The organism is uncultured Rikenella sp. (assembly GCF_910579375.1).
Classification (GTDB): domain Bacteria; phylum Bacteroidota; class Bacteroidia; order Bacteroidales; family Rikenellaceae; genus Rikenella.
Window position 1 is genome coordinate 14,123 of record NZ_CAJTUJ010000014.1, and the last position, 16,538, is coordinate 30,660.

11 protein-coding genes are annotated in these 16,538 nt (G+C 59.5%); 8 read left to right on the forward strand and 3 right to left on the reverse strand.

What is annotated here, in order from left to right:
• Window positions 1-415: 415 nt before the first annotated feature.
• The 3 genes from QZ302_RS02760 to recO all read left to right on the forward strand — a co-directional run bounded on the left by QZ302_RS02760 (window position 416) and on the right by recO (window position 4,083).
• Window positions 416-2,275: an amidophosphoribosyltransferase gene (locus tag QZ302_RS02760; RefSeq protein WP_294592216.1), complete on the forward strand. Its 1,860-nt coding sequence runs from the start codon at window positions 416-418 to the stop codon at window positions 2,273-2,275.
• 76 nt (window positions 2,276-2,351) lie between these two features.
• Window positions 2,352-3,242, forward strand: coding sequence for a glucose-1-phosphate thymidylyltransferase RfbA (gene rfbA, locus QZ302_RS02765; protein ID WP_294592218.1), 891 nt, complete (start codon window positions 2,352-2,354; stop codon window positions 3,240-3,242).
• Window positions 3,243-3,288: 46 nt separating this feature from the next.
• Window positions 3,289-4,083 carry a DNA repair protein RecO gene (gene recO / locus QZ302_RS02770; RefSeq protein ID WP_294592220.1) on the forward strand — a complete coding sequence of 265 codons (795 nt, stop codon included), beginning with the start codon at window positions 3,289-3,291 and terminating at the stop codon, window positions 4,081-4,083.
• 84 nt (window positions 4,084-4,167) lie between these two features.
• Here recO and QZ302_RS02775 read toward each other — a convergent pair whose 3' ends face one another.
• Window positions 4,168-4,731 (reverse strand): TlpA disulfide reductase family protein, encoded by a 564-nt coding sequence (locus tag QZ302_RS02775; protein ID WP_365320665.1) that lies wholly within the window; start codon window positions 4,729-4,731, stop codon window positions 4,168-4,170.
• A 550-nt stretch (window positions 4,732-5,281) separates the two neighbouring features.
• On the opposite strand from QZ302_RS02775, the gene QZ302_RS02780 reads away from it, so the two are divergent.
• Window positions 5,282-8,356, forward strand: a complete 3,075-nt coding sequence (locus tag QZ302_RS02780; protein WP_294592222.1) for a DUF2723 domain-containing protein — start codon at window positions 5,282-5,284, stop codon at window positions 8,354-8,356.
• 1,303 nt (window positions 8,357-9,659) lie between these two features.
• On the opposite strand, the gene QZ302_RS02785 is transcribed toward QZ302_RS02780, so the two are convergent.
• On the reverse strand, window positions 9,660-9,896 hold the full coding sequence (locus QZ302_RS02785) for a hypothetical protein (protein ID WP_294592223.1): 237 nt from the start codon (window positions 9,894-9,896) through the stop codon (window positions 9,660-9,662).
• A gap of 44 nt (window positions 9,897-9,940) precedes the next feature.
• Between QZ302_RS02785 and uvrB the strand changes: the two genes are divergently transcribed.
• Window positions 9,941-12,130, forward strand: coding sequence for an excinuclease ABC subunit UvrB (gene uvrB, locus QZ302_RS02790; RefSeq protein ID WP_294592225.1), 2,190 nt, complete (start codon window positions 9,941-9,943; stop codon window positions 12,128-12,130).
• Between the two features lie 804 nt (window positions 12,131-12,934).
• Here the strand turns inward: uvrB and QZ302_RS02795 are convergent.
• Complete coding sequence (locus QZ302_RS02795) at window positions 12,935-13,144, reverse strand: hypothetical protein (RefSeq protein ID WP_294592227.1); 210 nt, start codon at window positions 13,142-13,144, stop codon at window positions 12,935-12,937.
• A 126-nt stretch (window positions 13,145-13,270) separates the two neighbouring features.
• On the opposite strand from QZ302_RS02795, the gene QZ302_RS02800 reads away from it, so the two are divergent.
• The 3 genes from QZ302_RS02800 to QZ302_RS02810 all read left to right on the forward strand — a co-directional run bounded on the left by QZ302_RS02800 (window position 13,271) and on the right by QZ302_RS02810 (window position 16,233).
• Window positions 13,271-13,963 carry a 4Fe-4S dicluster domain-containing protein gene (locus QZ302_RS02800; RefSeq protein ID WP_294592229.1) on the forward strand — a complete coding sequence of 231 codons (693 nt, stop codon included), beginning with the start codon at window positions 13,271-13,273 and terminating at the stop codon, window positions 13,961-13,963.
• Between the two features lie 192 nt (window positions 13,964-14,155).
• Entirely contained in the window at window positions 14,156-15,211 is a 1,056-nt protein-coding gene (locus QZ302_RS02805) for a heterodisulfide reductase-related iron-sulfur binding cluster (protein WP_294592231.1), read from the forward strand.
• Window positions 15,212-15,231: 20 nt separating this feature from the next.
• Window positions 15,232-16,233 carry an FAD-dependent oxidoreductase gene (locus QZ302_RS02810; RefSeq protein WP_294592235.1) on the forward strand — a complete coding sequence of 334 codons (1,002 nt, stop codon included), beginning with the start codon at window positions 15,232-15,234 and terminating at the stop codon, window positions 16,231-16,233.
• Window positions 16,234-16,538: the final 305 nt, after the last annotated feature.

Sequence of the window (16,538 nt, forward strand, 5' to 3'; positions counted from 1 at the left end):
CGATACTGCAAAGATAACATTTTGTGCCGTACTGTTGCCTGTCCGGCGCGGAGAACGGGGAAATCCGCCGGCCCCGGGGCGAAGAAAATTCCTGCGGATCGGAGCGACCGGAGCGGAAAAAAACTACCTTTGTCCTCGCCGTCATGATTCGAACAACCGTTATACCGTCCGTTTTGCGGGGCGCTGCCTTTTTCGGTGCCTCCCTCGTCGCTATGCGCCGGGCCGACGACATCAACAACATCGAATCGGAGGGGCGATACCTTGTTCCGGAGCTGCAACAGGCTTCGGAACGCGAACATACGACGAATCTCGACCCAAGAGGACATAGTTGCATTGCTGCGCTATGTCCTCTTGTCGTATTCCGGGGGCGGTCGAAAACGAAAAACGAACCGATCCGGCATAAAAAACAGACGAAATGAGCGACAGAATCAAACACGAATGCGGCCTGGCGATGGTGCGGCTCTTGAAACCCCTCGACCATTACGAACAACGCTACGGCACCCGGTGGTGGGGGCTGAACAAACTCTACCTGCTGATGGAGAAGCAGCGTAACCGCGGGCAGGAGGGGGCCGGGATCGCCTCCGTCAAGCTCCATGCCGAGCCCGGTGAAGAGTATGTTTTCCGCGAACGCGCCGTCGGGGCTGGGGCCATTCAGGAGCTCTTCGACGCCGTCCGGCGCGACCGGGAGGCCCACCCCGAACTCGAACCCTTCCTCGGCGAGGTCTGCATGGGGCACTTGCGATACAGCACCACCGGACGATCCGGCATCTCGTACACCCACCCCTTTCTGCGGCGGAACAACTGGCGGTGCCGCAACCTCGCGCTGGCCGGTAACTTCAACCTGACCAACGTGGACGAGGTCTTCGACCATATCGTCGCCCGCGGCCAGCATCCCCGCCACAATGCCGATACCTTCATCATGCTCGAACAGCTCGGCTACCTGCTCGACAGCGAGGCAGACCGGCAGTATCGGCGCTGCAAGGAGATGGGGCTCTCCGGGGCCGCTTTGAACGAGGCGATCGAGGCTCGCATCGACTTCGAACGGATTCTCGGCGAGGCCTCCGAGCTGTGGGACGGCGGATATGTGATCGGCGGTCTGACCGGCAGCGGCGATATGTTCGTTTTGCGCGACCCGCACGGGATTCGCCCTGCTTTCTACTACGTTTCGGACGAGGTGGTCGCGGTGGCTTCCGAACGGCCCGTGTTGCAAACCGCGTTCGATATCGAGACCGAGCAGGTCGCCGAACTGGGGCCCGGCGAGGCGTTGATCGTCACCAAAGCCGGCGAACGGCGCATGGCCCGCATCCGGCCGGCGGAGCGACCGACCCCCTGTTCCTTCGAACGCATCTACTTCTCGCGGGGCAGCGACCGCGACATCTACCGCGAACGCAAAGCGTTGGGACGGCTGCTGGTGCCCGAAGTGCTGGAACGCGTCGAGTCCGATTTCGCCCACACCGTTTTCTCGTTCATCCCGAACACCGCCGAGGTGGCCTATATGGGGATGGTCGAGGGGCTCGAAGAGGCGTTCAACCGACAGAAATGCCATGCTCTGCTGGCCGCGCGGGCCACGCTGACCGAGGCCGAAATCACCGACATCATGGCGATGCGCGTGCGGCGCGAGAAGCTGGCCCTGAAGGATATCAAACTCCGCACGTTCATCGCCGAGGACGCCAGCCGCGACGACCTCGCGGCGCATGTCTACGACACGACCTACGGAACGATTCGGCCCGGCGTGGATACGGCGGTGGCGATCGACGACAGCATCGTCCGCGGCACCACCCTGCGGCGCAGCATCGTTCACATCCTGAGCCGGCAACGGCCCCGGAAGATCGTCATCGTCTCCAGCTCGCCCCAGATACGCTATCCGGACTGTTACGGGATCGACATGTCGAGCATGGGCGAGTTCATCGCCTTCCACGCAGCCGTCGAGCTGCTGCACGAGCGCGGCCTGGCCGGGCGGATCGACGAGGTCTACGCCGCCTGCCGGGCGCAGGAGGGGTTGCCGAAGGAACGGATCGTGAACCACGTCAAACGGATCTACGAGCCGTTCACGGATCGGGAGATCGCCGACCGGATCGCCCGGATGATTACGCCTTCCGGCTGCCCGTCGCCCGTGGAGGTGGTCTACCAGACGATCGAAAACCTCCACCGGGCCTGCCCGAACCACGCGGGAGACTGGTATTTCTCGGGTGATTACCCCACGCCGGGGGGAAACAGACTGGTGAACCGCGCCTTTATCGATTGGTACGAGGGGCGCGGCCGCGGAGATCGATAGAGCGGATCGGGTCGGTCGCGCAACCCATCGAAATAAACCGTACCTTTGTGCGAACAATCAAAACCATTCGACGCGAATGAAAGGTATCGTACTGGCCGGAGGCTCCGGTACACGCCTCTATCCGATCACCAAAGGGGTCAGCAAACAGATGCTCCCCATCTATGATAAACCGATGATCTACTATCCGATCTCGGTGCTGATGCTCGCCGGGATTCGGGAGATTCTGATTATCTCGACCCCGCACGACCTGCCGGGTTTCCGCAGGCTGCTGGGCGACGGGTCGGACTACGGCGTGCGGTTCGAATATGCCGAACAGCCCTCGCCGGACGGGCTGGCGCAGGCTTTCATCATCGGCGAACAATTTATCGGTTCGGACGCCGTTTGTCTGGTGTTGGGCGACAATATCTTCTTCGGGCAGCGCTTCTCGGAGATGCTGCGCGAGGCGGTGGCGGCAGCCGAAGATCCGACCGCGCCGAAGGCTACGGTTTTCGGCTATCGGGTGAGCGATCCCGAGCGGTACGGCGTGGTCTCGTTCGACGCCGAGGGCAATGCCGAGACACTGGAGGAGAAACCGAAAAACCCGAAGTCCAATTATGCCGTGGTGGGGCTCTACTTCTATCCCAACCGGGTAGTGGACGTGGCGAAGCGGATTAAACCGTCGGCCCGGGGCGAGCTGGAGATTACCACCGTCAATGAACGGTTCCTGCGGGACAGCGAGTTGAAGGTGCAGCTTTTCGGTAGGGGATTTGCCTGGCTCGACACCGGGACGCACGACTCACTGAGCGAGGCCTCGACCTTTATCGAGGTGATCGAAAAACGGCAGGGGCTCAAGGTGGCTTGTTTGGAGGGGATCGCCTATCGGAACGGGTGGATCACGGCGGAACGGCTGCGGGAGATTGCCGAGCCGATGGCCAAGAATCCTTACGGGCAGTACCTCTTGTCGCGCATCGAAGAGGATCGGCGATAGCCGTTTCCGCTCCGGATCGAAACCCTTTTGACTGAAACGAAAACCGATGGCCGAAGAGACTCCCCGCGCATTTCCGCCCAACGTGCCGGCTCCGCCGCTGCCGCGCAAGGGACAGAAAGCGAACGTGCCACGCGGCCGTTACAAGGCGCGCGGCATCGTGCTCCACGCCATGAAGTACGGCGACCGCAAGCTGATCGTCCGCATCTTTACGGCCGCTTACGGCCGACGGAGCTACGTGGCCAAGCTCTCGGCGCAGAACGGGACGCGGGGGTTCTTCCAGCCGCTCTTTATCCTCGATTTCGACGCGTGGGCGGGGCGCAGCGAGATGCACAACATCGAACAGCCTCAACTGGGGGTGGCGCTGAGCCAGATGCCGTTCGACATCGTCAAGAGCTCGATCGCGCTGTTTCTTTCCGAACTGCTCTACCGGCTGATCCAGGACGACGAGCCCGATCCGGGGCTCTATCGTTTTGTCGAGGAGGCGATCACCGAGCTGGACGACATGGAGGAGGGGGTGGCCAATTTCCACCTCTGGTTCCTCGTGCGGCTGACCGAATACATGGGGTATGCGCCGCGGGACACCTATGCCCCGGGCTACTCGCTGGACTACCGGAACGGGCTCTATACGGCGGATCCGCCGGCCCACACGCTGGTGATGCCTCCGACCGAGGCGGCGCTGTTCCACACCCTCAACGCGTGTCGGCCGGAGGAGCTCGGAGCGGTCAGGCTGGCGCGCGAACAGCGGGTGGCGCTGCTGGAACGGCTGATCGACCTCTACGGCTACCATACCGACGCGATCTATAACGTCAATTCATTGCGGATTCTCTCCGAAATCTTTTGACAGGACTGAAAACAGACGGGTTCCTGAATCGGCCTTCGCGGCCGATTCAGGAACCCGGTTCCGTCTTGTTTCCGTCCGGTGGGGCTATTTCAGGTATTCGGACAGCGTCCGGTCGATGGCCTCTCCGCGCAGGCCGCGGGCCACGATCTTCCCGTCCGGCCCGAACAGTACGATGTGGGGAATACCCCGCACTCCATAAAGCTTCCCGGCGGCATTGTTCGTGTCGATCATCTGCGGCCAGGTGATGTTCAACTCTTTCACGGCTTTGCCCAGGTTCTCGGGCTTGTCCGCCACGAAAATTCCCAAGACTTCCAGCCCTTTGTCCTTGTATTTTTTATAGGCTTGCGCGATCACGGGCGTTTCCTTGCGGCACGGCCCGCACCACGAGGCCCAGAAGTCCACGAGAACGTATTTCCCGCGTCCGACGTAGTCCGACAGTTTCACGGTTCGACCGGCGCTGTCCTGACCTTCGAAGTCGGCGAAAGTGGATTTGGCCGCGGTTGTTTTAGCGGCTTCTTTGTCCTGCTGCTGCGGAACGAGGGCGTGTGCGGTTGCGGCGCTGGCCATAACCAGTAGCGCCGTAAAAATCCATGTTTTCATAAAATCATTTTTTTTGTTTACGTTTCGAAGATAATCATTTCTTGCCATTTCTATTCTTTGCCCCGGATAGAACCGTACCTTTCTTGAAAGAAAGGTACCCAAAGAACTTTCGTGATAGCTACGCTACTCCTTAGGCTCCGCAGTCCTCAGTCTTCGTGAATCTGTCGGGCTGGGTTTTCTCGGCGGGGCGCATATAATGCGAGTATTACCCTAATGCGCCCGCACCGGAAAACCCCAGCCCAACGAACAAACCGAGATTTGGGCCGCCGGCAGCTTTAGGATGCGTCAGCTCCGTCTAAAGTTTGGCTACGCGTTGCCTTCGGCTTCCTCGTGCTATCTCGGCATAGCCCGTAAACGGTCTCTGCTCTCGGAACGCTACTCGGTTCCTCCTTGCACCTCGGCCATTCAAACAAGTTTGATGGCGCTCGGTTGCAGCGTCGGTTTTCTGGTTCTCTTTGTTCACAAAGAGAACAGTACCCTCCTGCTCAATGAAAATATATATAGTCAATGAAATCGTCTGTCAGTGAATCGGTAAAAAAAGATTAACTTAGCCACCGCAAATAGCATACCAATCACCCATTTGAAAAAGAGAGAGTCAATGAGCAGTTTTGGTAAACGCAGCCTGTGGGGCGGCTGGATCGTTTTCGCGATCGCCAGCCTCACCTATCTGCTGACCATGGAGCCCACCGCCAGCTTGTGGGATTGCAGCGAATTTATCGCCACCAGTTATAAACTCGAAGTGGGACACCCGCCGGGAACCCCTTTCTTCTTTCTTATCAACCGGTTGGGAGCGATCTTTGCCGGTGATCCGACCTTGGTGGCCGGGGCGATTAATGCCCTTTCGGCCTTGGAGAGCGGCCTGACCATCGCCTTCCTCTTCTGGAGCATCGCGCATCTCGGGCGGCGCATGTACCGCAAAGAGGAGAACGAACTTACCGACGGACAGAGCTGGGCCGTGATCGGTGCCGCAGCGATCGGATCGTTGGCCTATACCTGGACCGACACCTTCTGGTTCTCGGCCGTCGAGGCCGAGGTGTACGCCTTGTCGTCGCTCTTTACAGCCGTTGTTTTCTGGGCCATTCTCAAGTGGGAGAACGTTGCCGATCGGCCGGGGAGCAACCGCTGGCTGGTGCTCATCGCTTATCTGATGGGGCTCTCCGTGGGGGCGCATATCTTGAACCTGCTGGCCATCCCGGCACTCGTCTTTATCTACTACTTCAAGAAATTCCCCGGACGGCCGAAAGCCGAACTCTGGAAACCGGGCGCCATTTCAGTCTTGCTGACCGGCGCATTCTATATCCTCACCCCTACGGTGGTGTCGATCGGGGCGTTCGTCGACCGGATCTTCGTGAACGGATTCGGACTGGGAGTCAACAGCGGACTCGTGACATTCGTGGTGCTGTTGTTGTGCGGCCTCGGCTGGGGCGTGTGGCGGACCCAGCAGCGCGGACAGGTCGGGTGGAATACCATTCTGCTCTCCACGGCCATGGTGATCGTCGGCATCTCGACCTACGGCATCGTGCTGATCCGCGCCGGTATCAACCCGCCGATGAACAGCAACAACCCGAGCAATCCCTATGCGCTGCTTTCGTTCCTCAACCGGGAGCAATACGGCAGTCGGCCGCTCATTTACGGCGAGAGCTACGCCTCGCCGGCGGTGGCGTCGAAATACAGCGACTCCTATTTCGTAGACGAAGAGGGCAAGTACCGACCGATGTCTACGGTGGTCGGGTTCGAGTACGACGGGAAGACCAAGATGCTCTTCCCGCGCATGTACAGCGCCGAGGCGAGCCATGTGCAGGAGTACAAACGGTGGGCGGATGTCAAGGGACGAAAAGTCCGGACGGAGGAGGGGAAGATGGTGACCGTGCCGACCTTCGGCGAGAACCTCAAATTCTTCTTCGCCTATCAGCTCAATAACATGTACTGGCGGTACTTCCTCTGGAACTTCGTGGGGCGGCAGAGCGATATTCAGAACCACTCGATCATCGACGGGAACTGGATGAGCGGTATTCGGCCCCTCGACGAGCTCTATCTCGGGCCGCAGGACAATCTGCCGTCGGAGGTGGCGGCCAACCGGGGGCGGAACACCTACTACTTCCTGCCGTTTATCCTCGGGCTGATCGGCTTCTTCTATCAGCTCAAACGCGACGGGCGGAACTTCCTGGTCGTTTTCCTGCTCTTCTTCATGACCGGGCTGGCCATCATCCTCTACCTGAACCAGACGCCGTTGCAGCCCAGAGAGCGGGACTATGCTTATGCCGGGTCGTTCTATGCCTTTGCGATCTGGATCGGGCTGGGCTTGCTGTGGGTCTACGATCTGTTGCGCCGCAAGGCATTCAAGACCGACGGGCGGCTGGCGGCTGCCGTGGCGTTTGTGATTTGCGCGTCGGTGCCGACCGTGCTGGCGGTGCAGAACTGGGATGACCACGACCGGAGCCATCGGTACGTGGCGCGCGATATGGGGTATAACTACCTGACGAGCGTGCTGCCCAACGGGATTATTATCGACTACGGGGATAACGACACCTTCCCGTTGTGGTACAATCAGGAGGTGGAAAATGTGCGGCCGGATGTGCGGGTGATGAACTCGTCGTACATTGGCGGCGACTGGTATATCGACCAGATGCGGATGAAAGCCAACGATTCGGAAGCGATTCCGCACTCGCTGCCGCGGGAGAAATACTATGGCGACGCGGTGGGGCAGTTCCTGATCCGCGAGGTGGACAAGCCGGACGGCACGCCGTGGACGGCGCAGGAGGTGATGACGGTGGTGAACAGCAACGATCCGCGGACGCGGGTGGTGGTCGATCGGGACGGGACGATGATGGACATCGTGCCGGCGCGGCGTATTGCGATTCCGGTCAACAAGGAGAATGTGCTTCGGAGCGGGGTCGTTCGGCCGGAAGATGCGCATCTGATCGAGGATACGATCTATCTGGAGATCAATCCGAACAAGTCGGTGTTGTCAGCGGGCGAGATGGTCTTTCTCGATTTGCTGGCTTCGAACGACTGGACGCGGCCGATCTATTTCACTTCGCCGGCCGATCTCTTGAAGTGGGGGTTGGTGCATTACGGCGGCGGACAGGGGCAGGCCTGGTCTTATCTCCAGCAGGATGGGATGGCTTACCGGCTGGTGCCGATCAAGTCGCCGATCGAACGGTCGTTCGGCATCGGACGGATCGATACGGAGACGCTGTACGATAACCTGATGAATCGTTATCGGTACGGAAATGTCGGTGATCCGCGAGTCTATGTGGATGCGTTCGTTACGAACACTTTTGCGGCGTCGCAACTGCGTTCGTCGTTTGCCCGGTTGGCCAACGCGCTGACGGAGCAGGGCGATACGATCCGGGCGGTCGAGGTGTTGGATCGGGCGATGCGCGAGATGCCGCTGGAGCAGTTGCGGATGGACGATATGGTGCCTTATCTGGTCGAGGCGTACTACAAGGCGGGGGCGTATGACAAGGGGAATGCGCTGGCGAGACAGTCGGCGGCGGTTCTGACGGAGTATGTGGATTATTACGACCGATTCCGGGGGGCAAAGAAGGCGCTGGTCGAAGAGGAGGCGTTGGATCGGTTGCGGACGCTGTATAGTCTCTATTTGATTGCAGGGCAGCATGGTCAGGAGGAGATCGTGGTGTTGTGCGAGCCTTATTTCGGCGGTTTCTGATTTCCGGTCTCCTGATGTTTGTCGGTCGCCTTGAAGATTGCTTCAAGGCGACCGACTGTTTTATTCGGGGCGATTCTGTCGTTGTGGCGTGCGAACAAAGATTAGGGCCGCCGGCAGCTGGAGGATGCGTCAGCATCCGTCTGAAGTTTTTTCGGTTCCTTTTGTTCACAACCGACGCTGCCGGCGAGTGCAATGCAAACGCAGTTTGCAAATTGCCGAGCGGCGAGGAGGAAAACGAGCGGAGCGAAGTTAAAAAGAACAGTTCCAGCCGGGGTAATGACCAGATCGCGTGCCGCGCCTTAAGGGGGAAATCGTCAAACCTCGCTTGCGTGTTTTGACAAGATTTCCCAAGGCGCGCGGTCAAACGGTGTGTGAAATCCGTCGCCCGCCTGCCTTAAGAGGGATTTTACTCGTTTTGCGGTGAGCAAGATCGAGATGAAATCCCAGCGGGCGATGAGAAAAAGCCGCGCGCCACGCCTTAAAAGGGAAATCGTCAAAATGTGCTGGCACGTTTTGACAAGATTTCCCAAGGCGCGCGAAAACGCGGCGGAGCGAAAGCGGAGCCGCAGTAGGGCGGACACGGGGCGGAGAATTGGGGCGAGCTTTGGGCCGTGCCTGTTCTTCGGGCGCGAAAACCGATTACGGTTTTCGCGTCGCGCCGGGCCGAGCAGGGGGCTGAGATTTGGGCGGTGGATTGGGCTGTACTTTTGCCCGGGTAGTGGGGCGAGAGCGAATAGCTAAGTTCCCGTGTCAACGGTCGGCCCTCCGCAGCCCCCGGATGCGGAGGGGACGCACAGCGTCTTTTACTGGCCGCCTCAGCCTTAATATTCGTCCTCCGCTGGCTGCGGCCGAAAATAAATAGGCAGTGCTCTTGTGAGCCGTAGGGTTGTGCGGGCCGAAGCCTCCCGCCGCGGAGGGACGCACAGCGTCTTTTGCTGCCAGTCTCTACCCCAAACCCCGCAGGCTTCGACCCGCTCAGGCGATAAGGCTGAACTTGTTGGCTGTGCTCTTGCGGCTCACAGAGCCGCGCAGTCCGCCGCCCTGGCAGGTGGCGGACTGCAACTCGTCGGCGCTCGTTGCTGCTCTCCGCTGGCGGCGAACTACTATAGGCTGAGGATGAATTCGACAGAAAGGGGTAGTGCTTATGCGACCCTTTGGGTCGCGCGGGCCGGACGCCTGCCCACGGGCGGCCCGCAACACGCCGCTTGCGCGTCGAGAATTGCGGCACCTCCCGGGCGTCCGTCCACCCAAAGTCAACCAAAAGTAGGGTAGAGGCTGGCATTAAAAGACGCCTTGCGTCCGTTTATTCCGAGAGGCACCGCAACTGAAGACCGTGAGCACGATCAGCCGGACTTGTAGGCACCAGATGCGTTTCGCCGAAATTCAAAAGCACACTGTAAGCCTCAGTAGCCGTAATCGACCAGCCCAGCCCATACCGGCCGCAGCCCGTTATGTCACCCAATGCCGCATAGCGTCCCGGATCGCGGAAGCCCGGGGCGGAGCGATAGTCGTAGCTGACCGATCCTTCAAAAGTACCCATAGTACAACATATATCTTCTCCTGCGACGTTAATTAACCGATAAGATGGACTTCGTACTGCATTCCGACTTCGCCCCCACCGGCGACCAACCCGAAGCGATCGCCGCTTTGGTTCGTTCGTTGCAGGACGGGACACGGCATAACACCCTGCTGGGCGTCACCGGCTCCGGGAAGACCTTCACCATGGCCAACGTCATCCGGGAGCTCGGCAAACCCGCCCTCGTGCTCAGCCACAACAAGACCCTCGCCGCACAGCTTTATGGCGAATTCCGCGGATTTTTCCCCGAGAACGCCGTCGAATACTTCGTCTCCTACTACGACTACTACCAGCCCGAAGCCTACCTCCCCACCTCCGACACCTACATCGAGAAAGACCTCTCCATCAACGACGAGATCGAGAAACTGCGGCTCAGCACCACCAGCTCGCTGCTCTCCGGTCGGAACGATATCGTCGTCGTCAGCTCCGTATCCTGCCTCTACGGGATCGGGAACCCCTCCGACTTCCACGCCAATACCATTCAAATCAAACAGAGCGAAGACCTGCCGCGGCAAAAACTGCTCTATCAGCTCGTCGACGGCCTCTACTCCCGGAACGACATCGAATTCAGCCGAGGCACATTCCGCGTGGCAGGGGATACGGTGGACGTGCACGTGGCCTACGGGGATAAGGCCTATCGCATCGTGCAGTGGGGCGACACCGTCGAAGAGATCCATTCCATCGACCCGATTACCGGCCAGCGGCTCGAGCAGCTCGATCGCGTGACCATCTATCCCGCCAATATCTTCGTCACCACCCGCGACCGGATCAACTCGGCCGTGATCCAGATCCAGCACGACCTCTCCGCCCAGTACGATTTCTTTATGCAGCGCGGCGAAGAGCAGTACGCCAAGCGGCTCAAGCAGCGGGTCGAGTACGACCTCGAAATGATCAAAGAGCTGGGTTATTGCTCCGGGATCGAGAACTACTCGCGCTACTTCGACGGGCGGCTGCCCGGGACACGGCCATTCTGTCTGCTGGACTACTTCCCGGACGACTTCCTGATCATCATTGACGAGAGCCACGTGACCATACCTCAGATACGAGCCATGTACGGCGGCGACCACGCCCGGAAAAAGAACCTCGTGGAGTACGGTTTCCGGCTTCCGGCCGCCATCGACAACCGGCCGCTGAAGTTCGAAGAATTCGAAGCGTTAGTGCCTCAGGCCGTTTACGTGAGCGCCACCCCGGCCGACTACGAGCTGAACAAGTCGGAAGGGGTAGTGGTCGAGCAGGTGATTCGCCCGACGGGGCTGCTCGATCCGGAGATCGAGATACGTCCGACAGCCGACCAGATCGACGACCTGATCGGCGAGATCGAGGTACGGGCCGAGAAAGACCAACGCGTGCTGGTCACGACGCTGACCAAGCGGATGGCCGAAGAGCTGACCCGCTATTTCGAAAAGGTGGGGATTCGGTGTCGGTATATCCATTCCGATGTGGATACTTTGGAACGGATCGAAATCATGGACGATCTGCGTGCCGGTCGATTCGACGTGCTGGTGGGGGTCAACCTGTTGCGAGAGGGGCTGGACTTGCCGGAGGTCTCGCTGGTGGCGATTATGGACGCCGACAAGGAGGGTTTCCTGCGTTCGGCGCGTTCGCTGACTCAGACGGCGGGTCGTGCGGCGCGCCACTTGGAGGGGCGGGTGATTATGTATGCCGACAAGATTACCGACTCGATGCGCCAGACGATCGACGAGACGGAGCGGCGGCGCGAGAAGCAGATGAATTACAACCTGTCGCACGGAATTACGCCTCAGGCGGTGCAGAAGATGAGCAAATCGACCTTGGGAGAAGATTCTCCGCTGGCGGCCTCTCTGCCATCCGCCAAGGTGGCTGCCGCGGGGGCGACGACGGTCGAACGGCCGTTCGGAACGGGCAGCGCGACGGGAGATGCGGGAGTGGTGTACGATATGGAGGCTCCGTTGTCGATGGTGGCAGACCCGGTGGTGGATTACATGTCGGCATCGGATATCGAGAGTGCGATCGCCCGGGCGCGGGAGATGATGGAACAGGCGGCCAAAGAGTTGGACTTTCTGACCGCGGCGCGTTATCGGGACGAGATGTTTGCTTTGCAGCGTAAGTTGCCGTCGTCGGAGCACGCGGGGAGAGTTTCGCCGTCAGTTAAGAACAGTGTGCGAGGCGAATCGAAAGCGGGGATAGGTAAGTCGCGGAAGCGGACGAAGATTTTGTAGTTGAGATGTTTCCAGCCCGGCCTTCGCCGGGCTTTTTTGTACCAGAGCATTGGGCCGAGGTTGCCATAGCGAAACACAGTTTCGCCCGTCCCGCCGGGGTCACCCGGACGCCGCCCGCGCAGGGCAGTTTCAGGCGGGGCAAAGCTCGACCGCGCGCCCCGCCTAAAGAAGCGATTCAACTATTTCGGCGGTAGCCGAATATAGCTGAATCGCGCGAGGCGCGCGGACAAAGAACGGCGCGCGAAAAAACTCGATCCTGCACGAAAAATCCGTCACCCGCCCGCTTAAAGAGGAATTTCACTCGTTTTGCGGTGAGCCGAATATAGAATGAATCGCGCAGGCGCGCGAAAAGCGCGGCGGAGCGAAAGCGAAGCCGCAGTGAGGCGGACACGGGACGGAGAATTGAGGCGGTGCTTTGGGCCGAGCTTCTGCGACCCTTTGGGTCGCGCAGTTCGCCGCCACCCCACGCGGCGGACTGCAACTCGTCGGGGCTCGTTGCACTCCCCGCTGGCGGCGAACAGCTGCTATAGGCTGAGAGCAAGTAACGCGGTTCTACGAACCGCCGGCCTCGTCGCCCAAGCCGCGTAGCGGCTTCGGGGGGATGGGCGACAGGCCGAACCCAAGAGATTTGGGTGATGAGTTAGGCTGAGCATTTGCGGCTCGCAGAGTCGCGCGGGCCGGCGCCACCCCGGCGTAGGCCCGCAACCTTGCTATGCTCATGCAGCCCCCGCTGGCCCCGGCCGCATAAAGTCAATCCACAGATAGGGTAGACCCGGATAGCTTTCGCGTGCCGAGCGGCACCGTTTATTCCGAGAGGCAACGCAACTGAAGACCGTGACCGCGAGGACTCGTATCGCAGGGATCGAGATACTGCGCCGCGAAATGCAAAAATAAGCCGTTGATTCCGCTGCCCCCGGACGACCAGCTGTAACCGTTGTTGCCGACACGGCCCAGCACACCCAGTCGTCCATTGTTCCCCGCGTCGCGGAAGCCCGGAGCGACCGAGCCCCTCATCCAGACCTTGTGGATCCAAACAGGGATTTACGTATAAATACCCATCTAAAATAGGTGATAAGACTATCCGACGATCTTATCGCCCGATGTACTTTTGTTTACCGGTAATTGACACCGACTCTATCCATGGGAAAATATTTCGACGAACTGATGCAGGATCACCGCTTCCGCGAGGGGCTGAACGCCTGTATGAATTGCGGAGCCTGTACAGCGGTTTGTCCCGCTGCGGAGTACTACAACTACGACCCGCGGCAGATCGTCGACGACGTGCAGGCCCGCGACGATGCCAGCATCGAAGCCTTGATGAAAAGCGATACCATCTGGTACTGCGGCGAATGTATGTCGTGCCGTCCGCGGTGTCCGCGGGGGAATACGCCGGCTTATGTGATTCAGGCCTTGCGGCGGTTGTCCCAGAAATACGGCTTTTTCACCGAGTCCGAAAAAGGACGCCAGCAGTATGCCTTGGGGAGGCTGTTGGGGCAGAATATGATGGAACTGGGATATTGCGTTCATCCGACGCGTGTCGCGCCGCGGATGCACCCGGAGCAGGGCCCGGTGTGGGCGTGGGTGCACGAACACGACGACGACCTTTTCGCCCGGTTCACGGACAATTACAAAAAGGCGGGGCCTGGCCCGGCTCGTGCGATCGACCCGGAGAGCCTGGCAGAGTTCCGGCGTATTTTCGATGTGAGCGGCGGCACGGAGTTCCTCGAAAACATCGAACGCTGCTCGATGAAAAAGGCGGCCGAACTGGGGATGGACGAAGAGGAATACCTGAACTATGTCTATACGTTCAACAGCGGTCATCACACCTTGTGATTGATCGTTCTTTTCTCGTTCCTTGTCCCGCCTCGAACTGTTCTTTTTGTTCACAACCGACGCTGCCAGCGAGCGCAATGCAAACACAGTTTGCAAATTGCCGAGCGGCGAGGAGGAAAACGAGCATAGCGAAGTTAAAAAGAACAGTACCCTCCCAAGCAAGTACAAATAATCAAGTGATAACAACGCGAGATGCAATATAGATTCGCCAACTGGCAGGAATACAGCAAAGAGATCGCCGACGATCATTATTATTACGCCCGGAGCTGCATTCGGCAGAACTTCTTTCCCGGCTCCGAGAAAGCCTTTCTCGATATCCTGCGGAACGACCTCGGGATGGACATCATCGAAGACCCCCGGCACACCACCTGTACCGGCATCGGCTACCACTCCGACGTCGTGCCCCTGGAGACCACCATGGCCATCGTAGCCCGTCAGTTCGCCCTGATGACCGAGTGCGGCTACGAGAACTACGTCGCCTCGTGCATCACCTCCTTCGGGATTTATAGCGAAGTGCTCGACATGTGGCACCACTTTCCCGAATTGGAAGAAAAAGCCCGCGAGAACCTCTTCAAAGCCACCGGCCGCGAATTTCGGAAACCCAAGACCTTGGTTCACACCTCCGATTTGATGTTCCACGTGCGCGAACAGATCGCCGCCAAAGGCGTGCGGCGGTTGGTGAATGCCGAGACCGGCGAACCCCTCAAAGTCGTCGACCACATCGGCTGCCACTACGCCAAAGTTTTTCCCAAGAAAGGGATCGGCGGGGCAGAGTTTCCTTACGTGTTGGCCGGCATGGTCGAGTCCTGGGGCGGCGCCTCCGTAGACTACCCCGAACGGCGCCACTGCTGCGGATTCGGCTTCCGGAACTACCTCGTGCAGGCCAACCGCGGCTATTCCGTCGCCAACTCCCAGAAGAAACTCGAATCCATGGCCCCGTATCACCCCGACTTTATCGTCGCCAATTGTCCCGGCTGCGCCATGTTTCTCGACCGGTGGCAATTCACCCTCAACGCCATGACCGGCAGCCGGTATGCCATCCCCGTCCTCACCTACGAAGAGATGGCCGGCCTCGTGATGGGGATCGACCCGTGGGACCTGGGCCTTCAGATGCATCAGGTGCCCGTCGAGCTCCTGCTGGACAAACTGGGCGTCGAGTACGACCCCTCGGCCAAATATTTGGGCAAGAACGGCAAATTCATCGGCCAGCCCTTATCGACCGAAGCTTATAATTCCACCACCTTATAAACGACCACACAAACCAGCCTATGGCACAGGAACGCATATTGGTGATCGGCGGCGGCATCGCGGGGATGCAAGCCGCCGCAGTTTTGCGCGAAGAGGGTTTTTCGCCGTTGATTCTCGAACGTTCCTCCTCGTTGGGAGGTCACGTAGCCGATTGGGATCGGCTTTTCCCCACCCAGTTGCCCGCCCGGGAGGTGATCGACGAACTTTCGGCGGCAGTGCAGGAGATCGAAACGAAGATCGGGTGCGAAATCGCCTCCCTGACCTCCGATGCAAGCGGCGTGACCGCAGTGACCGCAGACGGCGAACGGTATGAAGGGCGCGCCGCGGTGGTGACGACGGGCTTCGACCTGTTCGATGCGCGGCTCAAGGAGGAGTACGGGTACGGGATGTATGAAAACGTCGTCACCTCGGCCGAACTTGAACGGATGTTCCGCACGGGACGGGTCGCGATGCGCAGCGGCGAGGCGCCCGAACGGGTCGCGATACTGCACTGCGTAGGCTCGCGGGACGAGAAAGTGGGACAGTTCCACTGCTCTAAAGTGTGTTGCATCACGGGCATCAAGCAGGCGATCGAGTTGACCGAGGCGGTGCCGGGGGTGCAGGTGACCAATTTTTACATGGATTTGCGAGCTTTCGGCAACGGCTACGAGGAGCTGTACCGGAAATCGCAGGTCGAACACGGCGTGACCTATATCCGGGGCCGGATTTCGGAGGCGGGCGAGACGCTCGACAAACGCATCCAGCTCAAGGTCGAGGACACGCTGGTGGGGCGTCCGCTGCGGATGACGGTGGACATGCTGGTGTTGTTGGTGGGGATGCGTGCACCGGCGTGTTGCGGTTCGCTGGGGCTTCCGACGCAGGCGAACGGCTTTTTCGCGCCGCAGAACCCTTATACGGGTACGGTGCTGAGCGCGCAGCGGGGTGTCTACCTGGCGGGTACGGCGACGGGGCCGAAGACGATCGGCGAGACGCTGAACGAGGCAATCGCGGCAGCTCGCCGAATCAAACACGATCTGAAATAACCGTTCTTTTCTCGTTCTTTGTCCCGCCTCGAACTGTTCTTTTTGTGAACAAAAAGAACCAAAAAAACTTTAGAGCGCATCCCTGCGGGATGCTCTGGCCGTGTCTGCCCGATTAGTTGGGCTGGATTTTCCGGTGTGGCGCGCTTGGGTATTAGCCTTATTATTAGCGCGCCTCGCCTGAAAATCTCAGCCCAACGAAACAAGGCGGAGATAACCCGTGGTCGGCCCACCGGGACGACCTCTGCAAAAGTTCTTTGGGTACCTTTCTTTCAAGAAAGGTACGGTTCCGTCCGGTTCAAAGAATA